This window comes from Glycomyces amatae, assembly GCF_020991375.1.
Classification (GTDB): domain Bacteria; phylum Actinomycetota; class Actinomycetes; order Mycobacteriales; family Micromonosporaceae; genus Glycomyces; species Glycomyces amatae.
In genome coordinates this window covers 267,957-282,679 of sequence record NZ_JAJLQZ010000001.1, presented here as the reverse complement: position 1 = coordinate 282,679, position 14,723 = coordinate 267,957, and the positions used below count along the sequence as shown (strand labels likewise).

Below are 14,723 nucleotides of genomic sequence, written 5' to 3'. Positions count from 1 at the left end.
ACCAGCGCCGCCGCGGCGAAACCTCACTATGCGGGACCGGCCGATGCAAGGCGCGCGACCACCGCCGTTCACCGCGCCGACACGCGCCGCTCATGGAGGACCGATCGACCGGCGCCGATGCGCTGCCGGTCCGGGCGCCTCCCGCCGCGCCCGGGCGGTCAGCCGTCCGGGCGATCCGGTCGACACCCCGCGTACGGCCCTTCGAAGGTGAACAGTGCACAGAGGGCTTGCCGTAGGCTGTGGTCGTGTCGTACAGCCGACCCGACGAGACCTGGGGCTATGAACCGCCCGAGGCGGCCGCGCCTCCCGAGGACCCCGCCTGGGACGCGACCCGCCAGGAAGCCGAACCCACCCGCGCCGAGCGCAGGCGGACCGCCGCCGCGCCCCGACCGGGCGCCACCGGCGCCTACCGGACCGCCGGCGCCGACGGGCGCGAGGACCACACCCTGCCGCCGCCCGGCACCCCCCTGCTCCACCGGCTCCCGGCCCTCGCCGTCACGGTCGTCGTCAGCGCCGGGCTCGTGCTCGGCGCGCAGATGGAGCGGCCGGTCTACGCCGCGGGGATCGCGGTGCTCCAGCTCGCCGCGGTCGCGCTCGTGACGTGGGTGCGGAAGGTCGAGGGCGCCTGGGTGGCCCTGGCGGTGGCGTCGGCCCTGGCGCTGGCCGCCGACTGGGTCGCGGTGATGTGGACGCCGGTGTCGCTCCTGCCGATCACGGTGCTGCTCGCCCTGGCGTTCGGGGCGGCGGTGGCGGGCCAGCTGCTGCGCCGCGAGCACACCGGGGTGACCGAGAGCCTCGGGTTCACGATGCTCCTGTGCGTCGCGGTGTGCGGCTACGCTTGCTACATCGCCCTGTCGCGCCTGGGCTCGGCGCCGCCGGCGATGTACTCGGCGGTGGTCGCGGCCGGGACGGCGATCCTGGCGGCGCGCGCGGTGGACCTGGTGATGCCCGATCCGCGGATCAACCGGCAGGTGACGCGGGGCGCGTTCGGGATCGTCATCGGCACGATGTGCGGCACGGCCTCGGCGGCGTACGCGGGGCTCGTGATCGAGGGTCCCGAGCCGTCCCACGCGGCGATCGGCGGGTTGTTCGTCGCGCTGATCGCGGTGCTGTCGGACCTGGCGTGCGGGTACATGTCGGCGTCGCGGCGGATCGACGGGGCCGGGACGGCGCCGAACCCGGTGGTGAGCGCCGCGGGACCCCTTCTGGCGTTCGCGCTGACGGGCCCGGTCGTGTACCTGTTGTCGGCGTACTACATGATCGACTGACACCTCCGCTGACACCCCGTCCACCGTTTTCCCCTGGAGACCCCTGGTGAAGATCCTCCGCCGCGTGCTCATCGTCCTGGTCGTCCTCGTCGCGCTCGTCGCCCTCCTCGACCGGGTCGCGAACGCGGTCGCCGAGGGGCGCATCGCCGACGAGGTCGCCGCGGCGGCCGCCGAGAACGGCGCCTACTCCGACCAGCGCCCGGAGGTGTCCATCCACGGCTGGCCGTTCGCGACGCAGGCGTGGTCGGGCGAGTTCGAGCAGATCGACATCACCTTGAAGGACGTCGGTGCCGAGGGCCTGGTGCTCCCGTCGCTGGAGATGGCCGCGCACGACGTCGAGGCGGACTGGCGCGAGCTCTCGAGCGGCGGCGACGCGGTCGCGGGGACGCTCGACGTGACCGGGTCGATCTCGGTGGCGTCGATCGAGGCGCTGCTGTCGGAGCGGACCGGGTTCGACCTGTCGATCGACGAGGACGGGAACGCGACGGTGACGACCTCCGAGGAGCTCGCGGGGGTCACGATCGACCTCCAGGCCACCGGGGCGGTCGAGCTCGGCGCGGACGAGCTGCGGTTCACGCCCGACGCGGTCGAGTCGCTGACCTCGGGGCTCCCCGGGGAGCTCCAGCCGCTGCTGGACGCGTTCGCCTCGGAGCTGACCTCGACGGTGGCGCTGCCGGAGCTGCCGTACGGCATCCAGTTGGTGGAGCTCGCGTTCGAGGGCGACGAGGTCGTGGTCTCCGGTTCGGCCGAGGACGTCGTCCTGACCTGACCGTCACGCACCGTCCGCATCACCGTCCGCATCGCGAGAACGGGTGTGGATTCGGGGCGGGAAGTCTGCTAGCGTTCTGCCCATGCGCAAGCCGATGCTCACCAAGCGGCGCGCGATCGACTACTGCATGATCGCGACCACGCTCTGTCGAATGCCCTAGGCGACTCGCCCGGCCCTCGGGGCCCGGAGGCAGTCGCCGCATTGCGGCCCAGCGTGCGCGAACTCCAGAGCAAGACCCCCGGTTCCACCGAATCCCATCGCCTCTTCGCGCGATCGGCACCGGGGCGTCGTATCGGCTGACGGTTCAGGACCTCGACTCCTGAACGAACCCTGCTCGGCTGCGACCTCGCAGCGACCCGCACCTCCACCTGGGCACGCTCCGGAACCGAACCCAAGCCATTCCATTTAGCGTTCAGGAGAGAACCACATGGCCCGTGAAGACGTGCTGGTCACCGCCGATTGGGCGGAAGCGAACCTCGACACCCCCGGCGTGGTGTTCGTCGAAGTCGACGAGGACACCGCCGCGTACGACAGCGGACACATCAAGGGCGCGGTCAAGATCGACTGGAAGGACGACCTCCAAGACCCGGTCCGCCGCGACTTCGTCAACCAGGAGCAGTTCTCGCAGCTCCTGTCCGAGCGCGGCATCGCGAACGACGACACCGTCGTCCTCTACGGCGGCAACAACAACTGGTTCGCGGCCTACGCGTACTGGTACTTCAAGCTGTACGGCCACCAGGACGTGAAGCTGCTCGACGGCGGCCGCAAGAAGTGGGAGCTCGACGCGCGCGACGTCGTCACCGAGGTCCCGCAGCGCCCGGCCACGAACTACGTCGCCGGCCCGCTCGACTGGAGCCTGCGCGCCAAGCGCGACGAGGCCGAGGCCGCCATCGGCGTCAAGAACCTCATCGACGTCCGCTCCCCCGACGAGTACGCCGGCCGCCTCCTGGCCCCGGCGCACCTGCCGCAGGAGCAGTCCCAGCGCGGCGGCCACATCCCGACCGCGCTGAGCGTGCCGTGGTCCAAGGCCGCGAACGAGGACGGCACCTTCAAGTCCGACGCCGAGCTGCGCGAGATCTACGTCGACGAGGCGGGCCTGGACGAGTCCAAGGCGACCATCGCCTACTGCCGCATCGGCGAGCGCTCCAGCCACACCTGGTTCGCGCTCCGCGAGCTCCTCGGCTACGAGGACGTGAAGAACTACGACGGCTCCTGGACCGAGTACGGCTCGCTGGTCGGCGTGCCGATCGCCCTCGGCGACGAGCCCGGCACCAAGTAGCACCGGCGACGGTACGGAAAGGAACATCTGATGTCTGACAGCTGCGCTGCACCCGACCAGGACGCGGCCCTGCCGGCGTCGGTCGATCTCGAGAAGGAGACCGTGCTCACCGGCACGGTCGTCAACGGCGAGGGCGAACTGGTCCAGGGGGCCTATGTGCGCCTCCTCGACGGCACCGGCGAGTTCACCGCCGAGGTCGTGACCGGTGAGGGCGGCCAGTTCCGCTTCTTCGCCGCCCCGGGCAAGTGGACGCTGCGCGCGCTCTCGCGCTACGGCGACGCCACCGGCGAGGTGGAGGCCGCGCGCGGCCTCAACGAGACCAGCCTCGCCGTCAGCCGTTAGCTAGCCTGCGCTCCCGCGGACGGCGTCCGCGGGAGCGGCACTGAGACGGCTTGGGGACACCGGCGGCCGCGCGCGGACGCCGGCAGGAGGTACGACAGCTCGCAATTCCCGGTCCCGAGCAGCGAAAGGGCCCGTCGCGACAGCGGCGGGCCCTTTCGGCGTCCCCGGCGGCCTGCCCGCGGACGCGGCGGCCGGTGGTGCCGCCGGAACGCGAACTGGGCGAACGGCTGCGGCCCCCCGAACGCGGCGGGCGGTGCCAGGTGGTCAGCAGGTCCGCCGCGGGCTCGGGGCCTGTCCGCGAGCATGGCGGGCAGTGCCGGTCCGCTTCGGGGCGGTCCGAGGGCCGGGTCCGTTCGCTGTGGGGCGCGGGCCGTCCGGCCTCGCCGGAGACGCCGCTCGGCTCCCACCGCCGCTGACCGGCTGCCGGTCCGCCGTCCTCGTCCGCGACTCGGTGTCAGGGCGCGATGGGGACCGTCGTCATCGTCGGGGTGCTCGCGGCGCTGCCCTCGGCGTCAGGGCGCGGCGGGGACGACCGGTTCGAGGAGCCGGCGCGGGCGGTTCATGGCGCGGCTGACCGGGTCGTCGCGCTTGGGGCCCGGGCCGGGGTACATCTCGACGTCGGCGGGGGCCACCGGGCCGCATTCGGGGCAGTCGCTGGAGGGCAGGAGGGCGCTGCCGCAGTCGGCGTGGCGGAACAGCCGGGGCGGCTCGCCGCCGATGTGGCGCCTGCCCCACACGCTGAGGGTGTAGATCACCGGCCACAGCTCGATCCCGGCGTCGGTGAGCAGGTACTCGTACCGGGGCGGAGACGGCTGGTACTGCCGCTTCTCCAGCACCCCGCCCTCGGTGAGGCGGGCCAGGCGGTCGGAGAGGACCGCCTTGGGGATGTCGAGGCGGACCTGGAAGTCGTTGAAGCGCCGCACCCCGTAGAGGGCGTTCTGGACCACGAGCAGGGTCCAGCGCTCGCCGAGCAGCTCGAGCGCGCGCGAGAGCGAGCAGTCCTGCCCCACGTAGTCCTTGCCGAGTGCCATGACCGCATCCTACCCCGGTTCATTCATTGAACCAACACTGCTACGCTCCGGTGAGTTCATTGAACGAACCTAGGAGTCCCATCGTGACGACACTCGCCGCCGCCAAGGCGCCCACCGGGACCCGCGCCGTCCTCGCGCTCCTCTGCGCGGCGCCGCTGCTGGTCATTCTCAACTACTCGACCCCGCTGATCCTCGCCCCGCAGACCACCGCCCACCTCCACGCGGGCGCCGCCGGCCAGACCTGGATCATCAACGCCGTCTCCCTCGGCCTCGCCGTCCCGCTCCTCACCTCCGGCAGCCTCGCCGACAACCACGGCCGCCGCAAGGTCTTCGTCGCCGGGGCGTGGCTGTTCACCGCCGCGCTCCTGCTCGCCGCCCTCGCGCCGAACACCCTCGTCTTCGCTCTCGCCCGCGTCGTCCAGGGCGCAGCCAGCGCCGCCCTGCTGACCTCGAGCCTCGGCATCATGGGCGCGGTCTTCACCGGCGCCGACGACCGCAGGCGGGCCACCGCCGCCTACGGGGCGATGATGGGCCTCGGCGTGGGTGCCGGAGGGATCCTCGCGGCGCTGCTGAACGCCGCGTGGGGCTGGAACGGCCCCTACTGGCTGTACGCCGCGGCCGCGGCGGGCCTGGCCCTGGCCGGACGTGCCGCCCTCCCCGAGTCGCGGGCCGAACACGTCCGCCGGGCCGACGTGGCCGGGACGGTCACCCTCGGGCTCGGCGTGGCCGCGCTCATGGCCGGGCTGACGCTGGGCCGCCAGGACTGGTCGGACCCGGCGGTCATCGCCCTCCTCGCCGCCGCGGCGGTGTCCACGGCCGCGTTCGTCGCCGTCGAGCGGCGGGGCCGGGAACCGATGCTCGACCTCGCCCTGTTCGCCCGCCCGGCGTTCCTGGTCGCCTCGCTCGGCGCCCTGGTCGCGGGCGTCGCGGTCATCAGCATGATGAGCTACCTGCCGACGGTGCTCCAGTCCGAGACGGGGCTGGGACCGGTGGCGACGGCCGTGGTGTTCGCGGTCTGGTCGTTCGCGGCATTCGCCGTCTCGTTGCAGGTCAAGCGGTTCGCGCTCTCCTCCGGCGCGCTCCTGGCGGCGGCGCTCGTCCTCGCCGGAATCGGCTCGGTGCTGCTGACCGGTCTCGCCGACGGCTGGTCCTGGTGGCACGCGGTGCCGGCGCTCGTGGTCGCCGGGGCGGGTTACGGCGCGATCAACCCGGCGCTGACCCGCCTCAGCATCGACAGCGTCCCCGCCGATCGGGGCGGCATGGGCTCGGGCGTGAACAACACCATGCGCTACATCGGGACCGCCGCGGGCATCCCGATCGTGACGACCCTGGTGGGCACCGTCGGCACCGACGGCGCGCTGTGGATCTGCGCGGCCATCGCGGTCCTCTCGGCAATCGGCTTCTCCTTCCTGGCCAGGCGGTCCTGACCGAGTGCAATCGGGCTTGTCCGAGCGCGTCCGGGCTCTGCCAAGCGTGACGAACCCGATGGTCGGGCTTGATCGGCCCCGGCCGGGCTTGATCAGAGTTGGCCGGGCACTGATCAGACTCGACTGGTCCCGGTCTCAAGGACCGCCGTTCGGTTTCGTCGTGCGGTTATGCAGTCGGCCCGGTCCTCTCGGTGCGGCCTCCTCACCTCGGCGCCGTCGCGGGTCATGCAGGCAACCTGGGCTCCTCGGTCTCGTTCCCCTTCCGCTCTGAACTTCGGTGTCGCCCCGCTCCCACTCCGGGCTCCGGTGCCGCTCCCCCTTCCGGTCCGGGCTCCGGCCCCGGGCTCCGGTCGGCACCGCCGCAACGCGGCGGCGCCGACCGGAGGGGCCTCAGCGCCTGGGCGCCGCTAGGCCTCGGTCTTCTTGTACCGCGAGGCCTTGGTGACCGGGTCGTAGAAGCCCGCCGGGGTGCGCAGTGTGACGTTGATGCGGTTCCAGGCGTTGATCTGGGCGCACATCGCGACCAGGGCGGCGATCTGCTCGTCGTCGAAGTGCTTGCGCACCGCCTCCCAGGTCTCGTCGCTGACGCCGTGCGGGTTGTCGGCGAGGCGCGCCGACTCCTCGGCCAGCGCCAGCGCGGCCCGCTCCTCGTCGGTGAACGCCGGCGCCTCGCGCCAGACGGTGACCAGGTTGAGCCGCTCGGGATCGTCGCCGCCGTGGACGGCGTCCTTGTAATGCATGTCGACGCAGTAGCCGCACCCGTTGATCTGGCTGGCGCGCAGCTTCAGCAGCTCCATGGTGCGAAACGCGACGGGCCCGTTGTGGAACAGCTTCTCGTTGGCGAGCATGTTCTTGTAGTACTGCTTGGCGAACTCGGTCTCGGTGAAGGCGAGTCGGGGTTCCATGGCGGTTCCTTCCTGTTCTACGGTGCGGCCCCGGTGTGCAGGCCGTGGAATTTGTGCGGGTTGCGGACGTAGTCGATCCGGGCCACGCGCCCGGCGTCGACGCCCAGGGCGATGACACCGTCGATGTGCTCGCCCCGGAGCACCAGGAGTGCGGCGTCGCCGTTGACGACGACGTACCTGAAGGTGCGGTCCGGGTACTTGGCGTTGATGCCGACGAGGAAGCGGGCGATCCGCTCGCCGCCGTAGATGGGGTTGCGGGCGGCGCGCACGACGCCGCCGCCGTCGGAGATCATGACCGCCTCGGGGTCGAGCAGCCGCAAGAGCCGGTCGAAGTCGCCGGTGCCGGTCGCGTCGGCGAAGGCCTCGACGACGGCGCGGTGCCGCTCGGGGTCGACGTCGAAGCGGGGGCGCCGCTCCTCGACGTGCTCGCGGGCGCGGCTGGCGAGCTTGCGGCAGGCGGCGGCGCTGCGTCCGAGGGCCTGGGCGACCTCGTCGAAGGTGAGCCCGAAGACGTCGTGGAGGACGAACGCGGCCCGCTCGGCCGGGCTCAGCGTCTCCAGGACGACGAGCATGGCCCAGGACATGGCGTCGGCGAGGCCGACGGTCTCGGCCGGGTCCGGCTCGGTCTCGACCGGTTCGGGCAGCCACGGGCCGACGTAGGCCTCGCGGCGGGTGCGAGCCGAGCGGAGCACGTCGAGGGCGAGGCGGGAGGTGGTGGTGACCAGCCATCCGGTGAAGTCCTCGATCGCGGCGAGGTCGCTGCGCTGGAGGCGGATCCAGGCGTCCTGGACGACGTCCTCGGCTTCGGCGACGGAGCCGAGGAGGCCGTAGGCGACGCCGATCAGGCGCGGTCGGAGCGCCGCGAACTCGGCCAGGACGCGGTCCTCCGCGCCCTCTGCGGTCCGGTTCTCGTGCGCTTCCGATGCGTTCATGTCGAGTGGACGGCGCATGGTTCAAGAGTGTGACATCCGATCGCTGATTGTGACCGGCATCGCGGGAACGCGATAGGGCAGACTGTCACTCGTGTTCTCGAACGTCTCGGCGCGGTGGCGCCGCCGCCTGCGCGTCGCCGTCGCGGTGTGGGCGGTGCTGCTGGTCGCGGCCGCGTTCGCGGCGTCGCAGGCGACGGTGCGCGAGCAGATCGAGGCGGCCGAGGCCCGCGCCGTGATGGACGCGGTGCTCGGGGAGGCCGCGGGGTCCCTGACCGGCGCGGCGGTGCTGGCGGCCGGGCCGCTGCACGCCGAGGCGTGCGAGGTGACGCCGGCGCGGCCGGGCCTGTCGCTGGAGCGGACCCTCCAGGTCTCGGGCGCCACGGCCGACCAGGTCGACGCGCTCGTCGAGCGGTTCTCGCTCCAGCTCATGACCGAGGGCGCCGAGGAGGCCTCGTGGTCGGGCGAGACCGAGGACTACATCAGGGTGCGGATCAACGCCCCGGGCACCGACCCGGTGGGCGGGCGCTGGTCCGAGCCCGTCGCGGTGCAGGCGGTCACCGGCTGCCGGCCGCTGGGCGCGCCGGTCGCCTCGTTCGCGCCGGAGCCGCCGCCGGAGGCCGAGGCGTCCTGGGAGTTCGGCGCGCTCGACTGCCCCGGCGGCGAGGCCCTGTCGAGCTGGACCGAGCCGGTCGAGGCGCAGCCGATGCGCGTCCATGAGACCACCGGCGGCTGCGTCTGACTCCTTTTCGGCGCCTTCACTTGTCGATGTCGCCGACGACGAAGAACATGGAGCCGAGGACGGCGATCATGTCGGGGATGAGGCACCCGGTCATGAGGGTCGACAGGGCCTGCACGTTCGCGTAGGACGCGGTGCGGAGCTTGAGCCGCCACGGGGTCTTCTCGCCCCGGCTGACCAGGTAGTAGCCGTTGGCGCCCAAGGGGTTCTCGGTCCATGCGTACGTCTCGCCCGCCGGCGGCTTGAAGATCTTCGGGAGCTTGACGTTGACCGGCCCGGGCAGGGCTGCCGCGCGGTCGAGGCTCGCGCGGGCGAGCCCGATCGAGGCCGCAACCTGGTCGAGGAGGCAGATGAAGCGGGCGTAGCAGTCCCCTTCGGTGCGCACCACGACCGGCACGTCCAGTTCGCCGTAGCCGAGGTAGGGCTCGTCGCGGCGCAGGTCGAAGTCGAGGCCGCTGGCGCGCGCGACCGGGCCGGTGACGCCGTACGCGGCGGCGGTCGCGGCGTCGAGCACGCCGACGCCCCTGGTGCGGGCGGCGAAGATCTCGTTGTGGCGCAGCAGCCGGTCGAGGCGGACCATGCCGGTCTCGACCTCGTCCAGGGCCCGGCGGGCGCGGTCCTCCCAGCCGTCGGGGACGTCGCGCTTGAGGCCGCCGACGCAGTTGTACATGTAGTGGATGCGTCCGCCGCTGGCCTCCTCCATGACCGCCTGGAGGCGCTCGCGTTCGGTGAACGCGTAGAACATCGGGGTGATCGCGCCGATCTCGAGCGGGTAGGAGCCGAGGAACATGAGGTGGTTGAGCACCCGGTTCATCTCGGCGAGGGCGGTGCGCAGCCACACCGCGCGCTCGGGGACCTCGACGGCGGCGAGTCGCTCGGCGGCGAGGGCGACGCCGAGTTCGGAGGAGAACGCCGAGAGCCAGTCATGCCGGTTGGCCAGCAGCATGATCTGGCGGAAGTCGCGCACCTCGTAGAGCTTCTCGGCGCCGCGGTGCATGTAGCCGACGATCGGCTCGCATTCGGTGACGCGCTCGCCGTCGACGCGGAGCCGCAGGCGGAGCACGCCGTGGGTGGAGGGGTGCTGCGGGCCGATGTTGAGCACCATGTCCTGGGGTTCGGTCCCGGCGCCGACGCCGATGACGACTGATTCGCGCTCGCTCACCGCCCCATAGTCCCAGTTTCGCACCGGTTCGGGAAGTGTCTGGCCGCGTGTTGTCGCGCCCTGGCATCCTAGGGGGAGCATCCGACAATGGAGGTGTGGCCGAATGGACCGCGATCAGATGCGCGCGTCGGAGTCCGACCGGCAGGTCGTCATGGAGCGGCTGCGCCAGGCCGTGGAGGAAGGCCGCCTGGACGTGGCCGAGTACCAGGACCGCGTCGACGCCGCCATGCAGGCCCGGGTCTACTCGGAGCTGGACGTGCTGATCGCCGACCTCCAGCAGCTGTCCCCGCCGGGCTTCGCCGAGCAGCAGGTCGAGCCGACGCGGGAGATGCGCCCGCCCCTGTCGAAGGCGAACCAGCAGTTGCGGGACGGCCAGGAGCCGCGTCCGAGCAAGTGGAAGATCACCGGGGTCGCCGCGGCGATCATCGTGGCGATCGGGCTGGTGCTGTTCATCGCCGCGCCGGAGCTGTTCCTGTACCTGGCGATCGGGGTCCTGGTGGTCCTGGTCCTGTTCGTCGTGGCCGCGTTCGCCGGCCTGTTCTGAAGCATCGCGAGGGCCCGCCTCCCGTCGGGGAGGCGGGCCCTTCCCGTTGCCGCCATGGGGCCGTGACTCCCTGTTTCGTGCCGTTCGGCGAGTCAATCTGACACCATCGGACTCATTGCGCCACAAGACATTTCAACTGTCGCAAACCGGTACCCCAGAGTGAGCGCTTCTTTCCTATAGTCCGGAGTTGGACTTGCCGACCGACCAGCTGGTTTGCGCTGGCCCCCAATCGGAACGGAGCAGCGATGGACAACCCCTTCGCCAATATCAGCAGCCCCGGCGACGCCCGCGCCGCATTGGCGGACTGGAAGGAACGCGCCGACCAGCGGGCCGCCGAGGCGATCGCGGCGTCGGAGGCGGTGCAGGAGCTCACCGCGGTAGGTCAGGACGCCAACGGGGTCGTGGCCGTGAAGCTGAACTCCAGCGGAGCGATCATGGAAGTGCGGTTCTCGACCGATATGCAGCGCATGCAGCCGCGCCATGCCGAGCGGCAGTTCATGGAGGCGTACGGCAACGCGGGCCAGGCCCTCATGCGAGCGGCCCAGGCCGCCGTCAGCGAACGCCTGCCGGACTCCTCGCCGACTGCGCGCGCCCTGGTCGACTCCATCAAGATGCGCTTCCCCGAACGCGAAGAAGAGGACGAGGTCTGACATGGCCGACCACTTCGACGTCGTCACGGACGACCTGCGCGCGCATGCGGGCAACATCGACGCGATCCGGGAGCGCTTCGCCGCTGTGCTCGGCGCGATCAATTCCGTCTCCCAGGACGACGAGGCCTACGGCATCATCTGCCAGTTCCTCCCCCCGATCCTCGCCGATCGTCAAGAGGAGCAGAAGGAGTTGACGGCCATGGCCCAGGAGAATCTCGAACTGCTCGCCGAAGCAGTGCGCGCCACGGCCGAGGACTATGAGGCCGCGGACGAGGCGAGCGCCCGAGAGCATCGCGGCATCCACGATCAGATCTGAGACGCGGAGGCGACCCCTTGAACGACCTCGTAGCCACCGAAAGCGACCTTCCCGTTCAGCCCGGAGCCGCCGTCGCCGGCGCGGGCATCGTCGAGTCGTACGCCGGTCTGGCGCAGGCGATCGACTCAGGCTCGTGGATCGACGCCTCCGTCGCCGGTCTCGGCGTGGCGCTGGAGACCGTCGGCGCCGTGATCGACCCGATCGGGACACTCGCCTCGGCGGGCGTGGGATGGCTCATCGAGCACGTCGAGCCGCTCCAAGAGGCGCTCGACATGCTCGCGGGGAGCCCCGACCTGGTCGAGACGCACGCGATGACGTGGGACAACGTAGCGAACGAGTGCTTCGCGATGTCCGAGCAGCTGGCGGCGTTCATCGACACCGACGTCGAGTCCTGGGACGGCGAGGCCGCGGACGCCTACCGCGACAAGGGCGATGCGAACGCGGACGCGCTCGGTTGCCTGGGAGGCATGGCGCTCTCACTCGGCACCGCGACCCGAGGCGCGGGGCAACTGGTCAGCATGGTCCGCGAATTCGTGCGGGAGTTCGTCGCCGAGTGCATCGGCTCGCTGATCGCCTGGGCCGCCGAAGTCGCGTTCACCGTGGGCATCGGCGCCGCCTGGGTGATCCCGAAAGCGGTCGTGAAGATCACCGAGTGGGTGGGCAAGATCTTCGGCTGGATCACCGGTCTCATCGACTCCATCACCGCTCTCCGCGACCTCTTGTTCGGATGATGAGGAGCCATCCTGTGAAACGACTGATCCTCCAAGCCGCCCTCATTCCGATCATGTTCTCCCTCTTCGGACTCAACGCTCGGAGAAGGAGAAAAGGCAATACGACGCTCTCCAGCTCGGGGCACCGATCCGGAGGCCGACAGACCAGGACCAACATCGAGAACGCTCGGGTCGGCGGTACTGGCACCACCGACTCGACCTCACTGAACTCGACCACATCGACGCCGGCTCCGAACCGGTACAACTCCAACGGCGACCCCATGAGGGAGCTCGGCCCCGGGCGGGAGACCCATCCGGCGGAATGGGACGGCCTCATAGCGGAGGCGGAATCGTACGGAGTCGAGATCAACTACCGCGAGGGAGCGATCTACTACGGTCCAGGCACGTCACCGGGCAATCCCGGTCAGCTGGTGATCGATCCGGACGCCTCATACTCCGCTCTCCAACACGAGATGAGCCATATCCGCGATGATCAGAACGCCGGCTGGCTCGGTATGCGAGGGGCGAACGACCGCGAGTTCCTCATGAGATCCGAGTATCGTGCCTACCAGACCGAGATCGACTACGCCACGTCGCTGGGACGGGACGATCTGGCGGGAGAACTGACCACCTTGCGAGACGACCGGCTCAACCAGATCGACGCGGACTTTCCCCCTGAAGCGCGGATCGTTCCCGACGAGACGATCGATCAGGTCTTCGGCGGCATGCAGATGGACTGGAACCGATAAGGATGTCAATGTTCGAAGAGGACCCGTACTTCGGCGGGATGCCGACGAGCACCCTGATCGAGAACGCCGAGAGCACCACCGCGTCGGTGATCACGAGGGGCAGGTCGATCGTGCAGATCGGGATGCGAGCACGAACCGATGCGAGCCTCGTGGAGAAGCTCGCAGCGTGGTCGGTCGATCCTGAGTTCCAGAAGACACGCTGGACCGGGTTCATCACCATGGCATGGGTGTCGGTGTGCGGAATGGCCTACTCGCAGCCCTCCGACGAGGGACGCGCCAAGGTCCGTGAAGTACTCGCCCAATGGGATCGCGATGAGCGGCGGCTTCTGCTGAACTGGTCCAAGCACGAATCCTGGTTCGACGGCGTCTGATACGGCGGGAGCACTCCCCGCGCAGCCTGCCGCCTTCGGCGCGCTTCTTCAGGTGGAAGTCCCTGTTCGGGCCGACCCCGGGTCGCGGGGTCGGCCCTTTCCTGGTCGGTCAGTCGATCGGGGCCACCCGGATCAGGTTGCCGTCGGGATCGGCGACCACGAAGGTGCGGCCGAAGACGTCGTCGGTCGGTTCCGCCACTACTCGTACGCCTTTGGCGGTCCAGGATTCGTAGAGGGCGTCGACCGACGCGGGGGCGCCGTCGACCGCCAGGCACAGCTCGCCGGTGCGGACTGTCGTTGCCGCGAGGTCGACTTCCGCTCGGCTCCACAGCGCGAGTTGCACTCCCGGGGCGAGGTCGAACGCGATGAACGCCGGGGTCTCGAAGACCGGCTTCATGTCGAAGAGGTCGCCGTAGAAGCGCGCCGCCGCGGGGGCGTCGCTGACGTAGACGATGAACTGGTTCGGTACGGGCATCACTGCTCTCCTTCGCGGTTGTCGAAGGCGCCACCGTAACGGTGGAACATGCCGGAATCCGTCATGTTCACTGCGAACATGGGGAGGTGACTCCGGACAGGTTCTTCTCCCTGCTGCTCGCGCTGCAATCGCGGCCCGAGACGACCGTGGCCGCGCTCGCGGACGAGACCGGCGTCTCGGCCCGGACCGTGATCCGGGACCTCAACTGGCTGCGGGACGCCGGGTTCCCGGTCCTCATGCGGCGCGGGAAGTACGGCGGCGTCTTCATGCTCCCCGGCGGCACGCTGGACGCGGCCCGGCTGACGCCCCGCGAACGCGAGCACTTGACGCTCACCGGCCTGGACGAGGAGCAGCGGCGGCGGCTCGGGGTCGAGCCGGTCACCGGCCGGGCCCTCCGCAAGGTCGTCGGCGCGCGCCCGAGCGAGGACGTGCTGCCGATCGGCGACCTCGTGGTCAGCGACAACCGGCCGTGGTTCGGGCGCGAACCCGAGGGCGTGACGCCGGCGGAGCTCATCGGCGATCTGCGCCGCGGGGTGCGACTGCGCGTCGAATACCGGCGGCCGGGCGAGCCCGCGACCCGCCGGACCGTGGATCCCTACGGACTCTTGGCGAAAGGCGGGCGCTGGTATCTCGTCGCCGACCAGTCCGGCGAACCGAGGCTGTTCAACCTCCAGCGCATCGCCGCCTGGGAACCGCTGCGCGCCGCCCGGCGGCTGCGGACCGGGGCGCGCCTCGCTGCCGTCGCGGCCGAGCTGACGTCGGGCTGGGAGGCCGAAGGCGAGGTGACGGTCCGCCTGCTCATCAAGGACTACCAGGTGCCGCGGGCCGAGCGGATCCTCGGCAGCCGGCTGTCGATCGCCGGGCCCGGCGGGGAGGGACGCACTGCGGCCGTCCTCCGCTGCCGCGAGCTCGAGGACGTGCGCCAGCTCCTGCCGTTCGCCGACACCGTCACCGTCCTCGATCCGCCCGAGGCGCGCCGCCGTGTCAAGGAGCTGGCACGCCAGATCCTCGACCACTATCCGCCAGCGGACTGACCTCGATTCTGCAGGCGCCCGGC

At 70.9% G+C, this 14,723-nt stretch carries 18 protein-coding genes; 13 read left to right on the top strand and 5 right to left on the bottom strand.

Features of this window, described 5'->3' with window-relative positions:
• The first annotated feature begins 245 nt into the window (after window positions 1-245).
• The 4 genes from LO763_RS01380 to LO763_RS01365 all read left to right on the top strand — a co-directional run bounded on the left by LO763_RS01380 (window position 246) and on the right by LO763_RS01365 (window position 3,658).
• Window positions 246-1,268, top strand: a complete 1,023-nt coding sequence (locus LO763_RS01380) for a hypothetical protein (protein ID WP_230600049.1) — start codon at window positions 246-248, stop codon at window positions 1,266-1,268.
• A gap of 46 nt (window positions 1,269-1,314) precedes the next feature.
• The gene (locus LO763_RS01375; protein WP_230600048.1) at window positions 1,315-2,037 is read left to right on the top strand and encodes an LmeA family phospholipid-binding protein; all 723 of its coding nucleotides are present in this window, start codon (window positions 1,315-1,317) and stop codon (window positions 2,035-2,037) included.
• A gap of 427 nt (window positions 2,038-2,464) precedes the next feature.
• Complete coding sequence (locus LO763_RS01370) at window positions 2,465-3,316, top strand: sulfurtransferase (protein WP_230600047.1); 852 nt, start codon at window positions 2,465-2,467, stop codon at window positions 3,314-3,316.
• 30 nt (window positions 3,317-3,346) lie between these two features.
• The gene (locus LO763_RS01365) at window positions 3,347-3,658 is read left to right on the top strand and encodes a DUF1416 domain-containing protein (RefSeq protein WP_230600046.1); all 312 of its coding nucleotides are present in this window, start codon (window positions 3,347-3,349) and stop codon (window positions 3,656-3,658) included.
• A gap of 512 nt (window positions 3,659-4,170) precedes the next feature.
• Here the strand turns inward: LO763_RS01365 and LO763_RS01360 are convergent.
• Window positions 4,171-4,689, bottom strand: coding sequence for a winged helix-turn-helix transcriptional regulator (locus LO763_RS01360; RefSeq protein ID WP_230600045.1), 519 nt, complete (start codon window positions 4,687-4,689; stop codon window positions 4,171-4,173).
• 83 nt (window positions 4,690-4,772) lie between these two features.
• Between LO763_RS01360 and LO763_RS01355 the strand changes: the two genes are divergently transcribed.
• A complete protein-coding gene (locus LO763_RS01355) occupies window positions 4,773-6,116 on the top strand; it encodes an MFS transporter (RefSeq protein ID WP_230600044.1) in 1,344 nt (447 codons plus the stop codon).
• A gap of 407 nt (window positions 6,117-6,523) precedes the next feature.
• Here the strand turns inward: LO763_RS01355 and LO763_RS01350 are convergent, their stop codons facing one another.
• Together LO763_RS01350 and sigJ are read right to left on the bottom strand one after the other, a co-directional pair.
• Entirely contained in the window at window positions 6,524-6,964 is a 441-nt protein-coding gene (locus tag LO763_RS01350; RefSeq protein WP_369431898.1) for a carboxymuconolactone decarboxylase family protein, read from the bottom strand.
• A 74-nt stretch (window positions 6,965-7,038) separates the two neighbouring features.
• Window positions 7,039-7,971 carry an RNA polymerase sigma factor SigJ gene (gene sigJ / locus LO763_RS01345; protein WP_230600042.1) on the bottom strand — a complete coding sequence of 311 codons (933 nt, stop codon included), beginning with the start codon at window positions 7,969-7,971 and terminating at the stop codon, window positions 7,039-7,041.
• 73 nt (window positions 7,972-8,044) lie between these two features.
• On the opposite strand from sigJ, the gene LO763_RS01340 reads away from it, so the two are divergent.
• Window positions 8,045-8,692 (top strand): hypothetical protein, encoded by a 648-nt coding sequence (locus LO763_RS01340; protein WP_230600041.1) that lies wholly within the window; start codon window positions 8,045-8,047, stop codon window positions 8,690-8,692.
• Window positions 8,693-8,708: 16 nt separating this feature from the next.
• On the opposite strand, the gene LO763_RS01335 is transcribed toward LO763_RS01340, so the two are convergent.
• Window positions 8,709-9,794 (bottom strand): NADH-quinone oxidoreductase subunit D, encoded by a 1,086-nt coding sequence (locus LO763_RS01335; RefSeq protein WP_255671578.1) that lies wholly within the window; start codon window positions 9,792-9,794, stop codon window positions 8,709-8,711.
• 160 nt (window positions 9,795-9,954) lie between these two features.
• Here LO763_RS01335 and LO763_RS01330 point away from each other — a divergent pair, with 160 nt between their 5' ends.
• The 6 genes from LO763_RS01330 (at window position 9,955) to LO763_RS01305 (ending at window position 13,191) form a co-directional block, all read left to right on the top strand.
• Window positions 9,955-10,395, top strand: coding sequence for a DUF1707 SHOCT-like domain-containing protein (locus LO763_RS01330; RefSeq protein ID WP_230600039.1), 441 nt, complete (start codon window positions 9,955-9,957; stop codon window positions 10,393-10,395).
• Between the two features lie 245 nt (window positions 10,396-10,640).
• Window positions 10,641-11,045, top strand: coding sequence for a hypothetical protein (locus LO763_RS01325; protein WP_230600038.1), 405 nt, complete (start codon window positions 10,641-10,643; stop codon window positions 11,043-11,045).
• A 1-nt stretch (window position 11,046) separates the two neighbouring features.
• The gene (locus tag LO763_RS01320) at window positions 11,047-11,361 is read left to right on the top strand and encodes a type VII secretion target (protein WP_230600037.1); all 315 of its coding nucleotides are present in this window, start codon (window positions 11,047-11,049) and stop codon (window positions 11,359-11,361) included.
• A gap of 17 nt (window positions 11,362-11,378) precedes the next feature.
• Complete coding sequence (locus LO763_RS01315; RefSeq protein ID WP_230600036.1) at window positions 11,379-12,092, top strand: hypothetical protein; 714 nt, start codon at window positions 11,379-11,381, stop codon at window positions 12,090-12,092.
• Window positions 12,093-12,106: 14 nt separating this feature from the next.
• Complete coding sequence (locus tag LO763_RS01310) at window positions 12,107-12,820, top strand: hypothetical protein (RefSeq protein ID WP_230600035.1); 714 nt, start codon at window positions 12,107-12,109, stop codon at window positions 12,818-12,820.
• An 8-nt stretch (window positions 12,821-12,828) separates the two neighbouring features.
• The gene (locus tag LO763_RS01305) at window positions 12,829-13,191 is read left to right on the top strand and encodes a hypothetical protein (RefSeq protein WP_230600034.1); all 363 of its coding nucleotides are present in this window, start codon (window positions 12,829-12,831) and stop codon (window positions 13,189-13,191) included.
• Between the two features lie 109 nt (window positions 13,192-13,300).
• On the opposite strand, the gene LO763_RS01300 is transcribed toward LO763_RS01305, so the two are convergent.
• On the bottom strand, window positions 13,301-13,666 hold the full coding sequence (locus tag LO763_RS01300) for a VOC family protein (RefSeq protein WP_230600033.1): 366 nt from the start codon (window positions 13,664-13,666) through the stop codon (window positions 13,301-13,303).
• Between the two features lie 86 nt (window positions 13,667-13,752).
• Here LO763_RS01300 and LO763_RS01295 point away from each other — a divergent pair, with 86 nt between their 5' ends.
• Window positions 13,753-14,700, top strand: a complete 948-nt coding sequence (locus LO763_RS01295) for a helix-turn-helix transcriptional regulator (RefSeq protein WP_230600032.1) — start codon at window positions 13,753-13,755, stop codon at window positions 14,698-14,700.
• The last annotated feature ends 23 nt before the right edge of the window (window positions 14,701-14,723 follow it).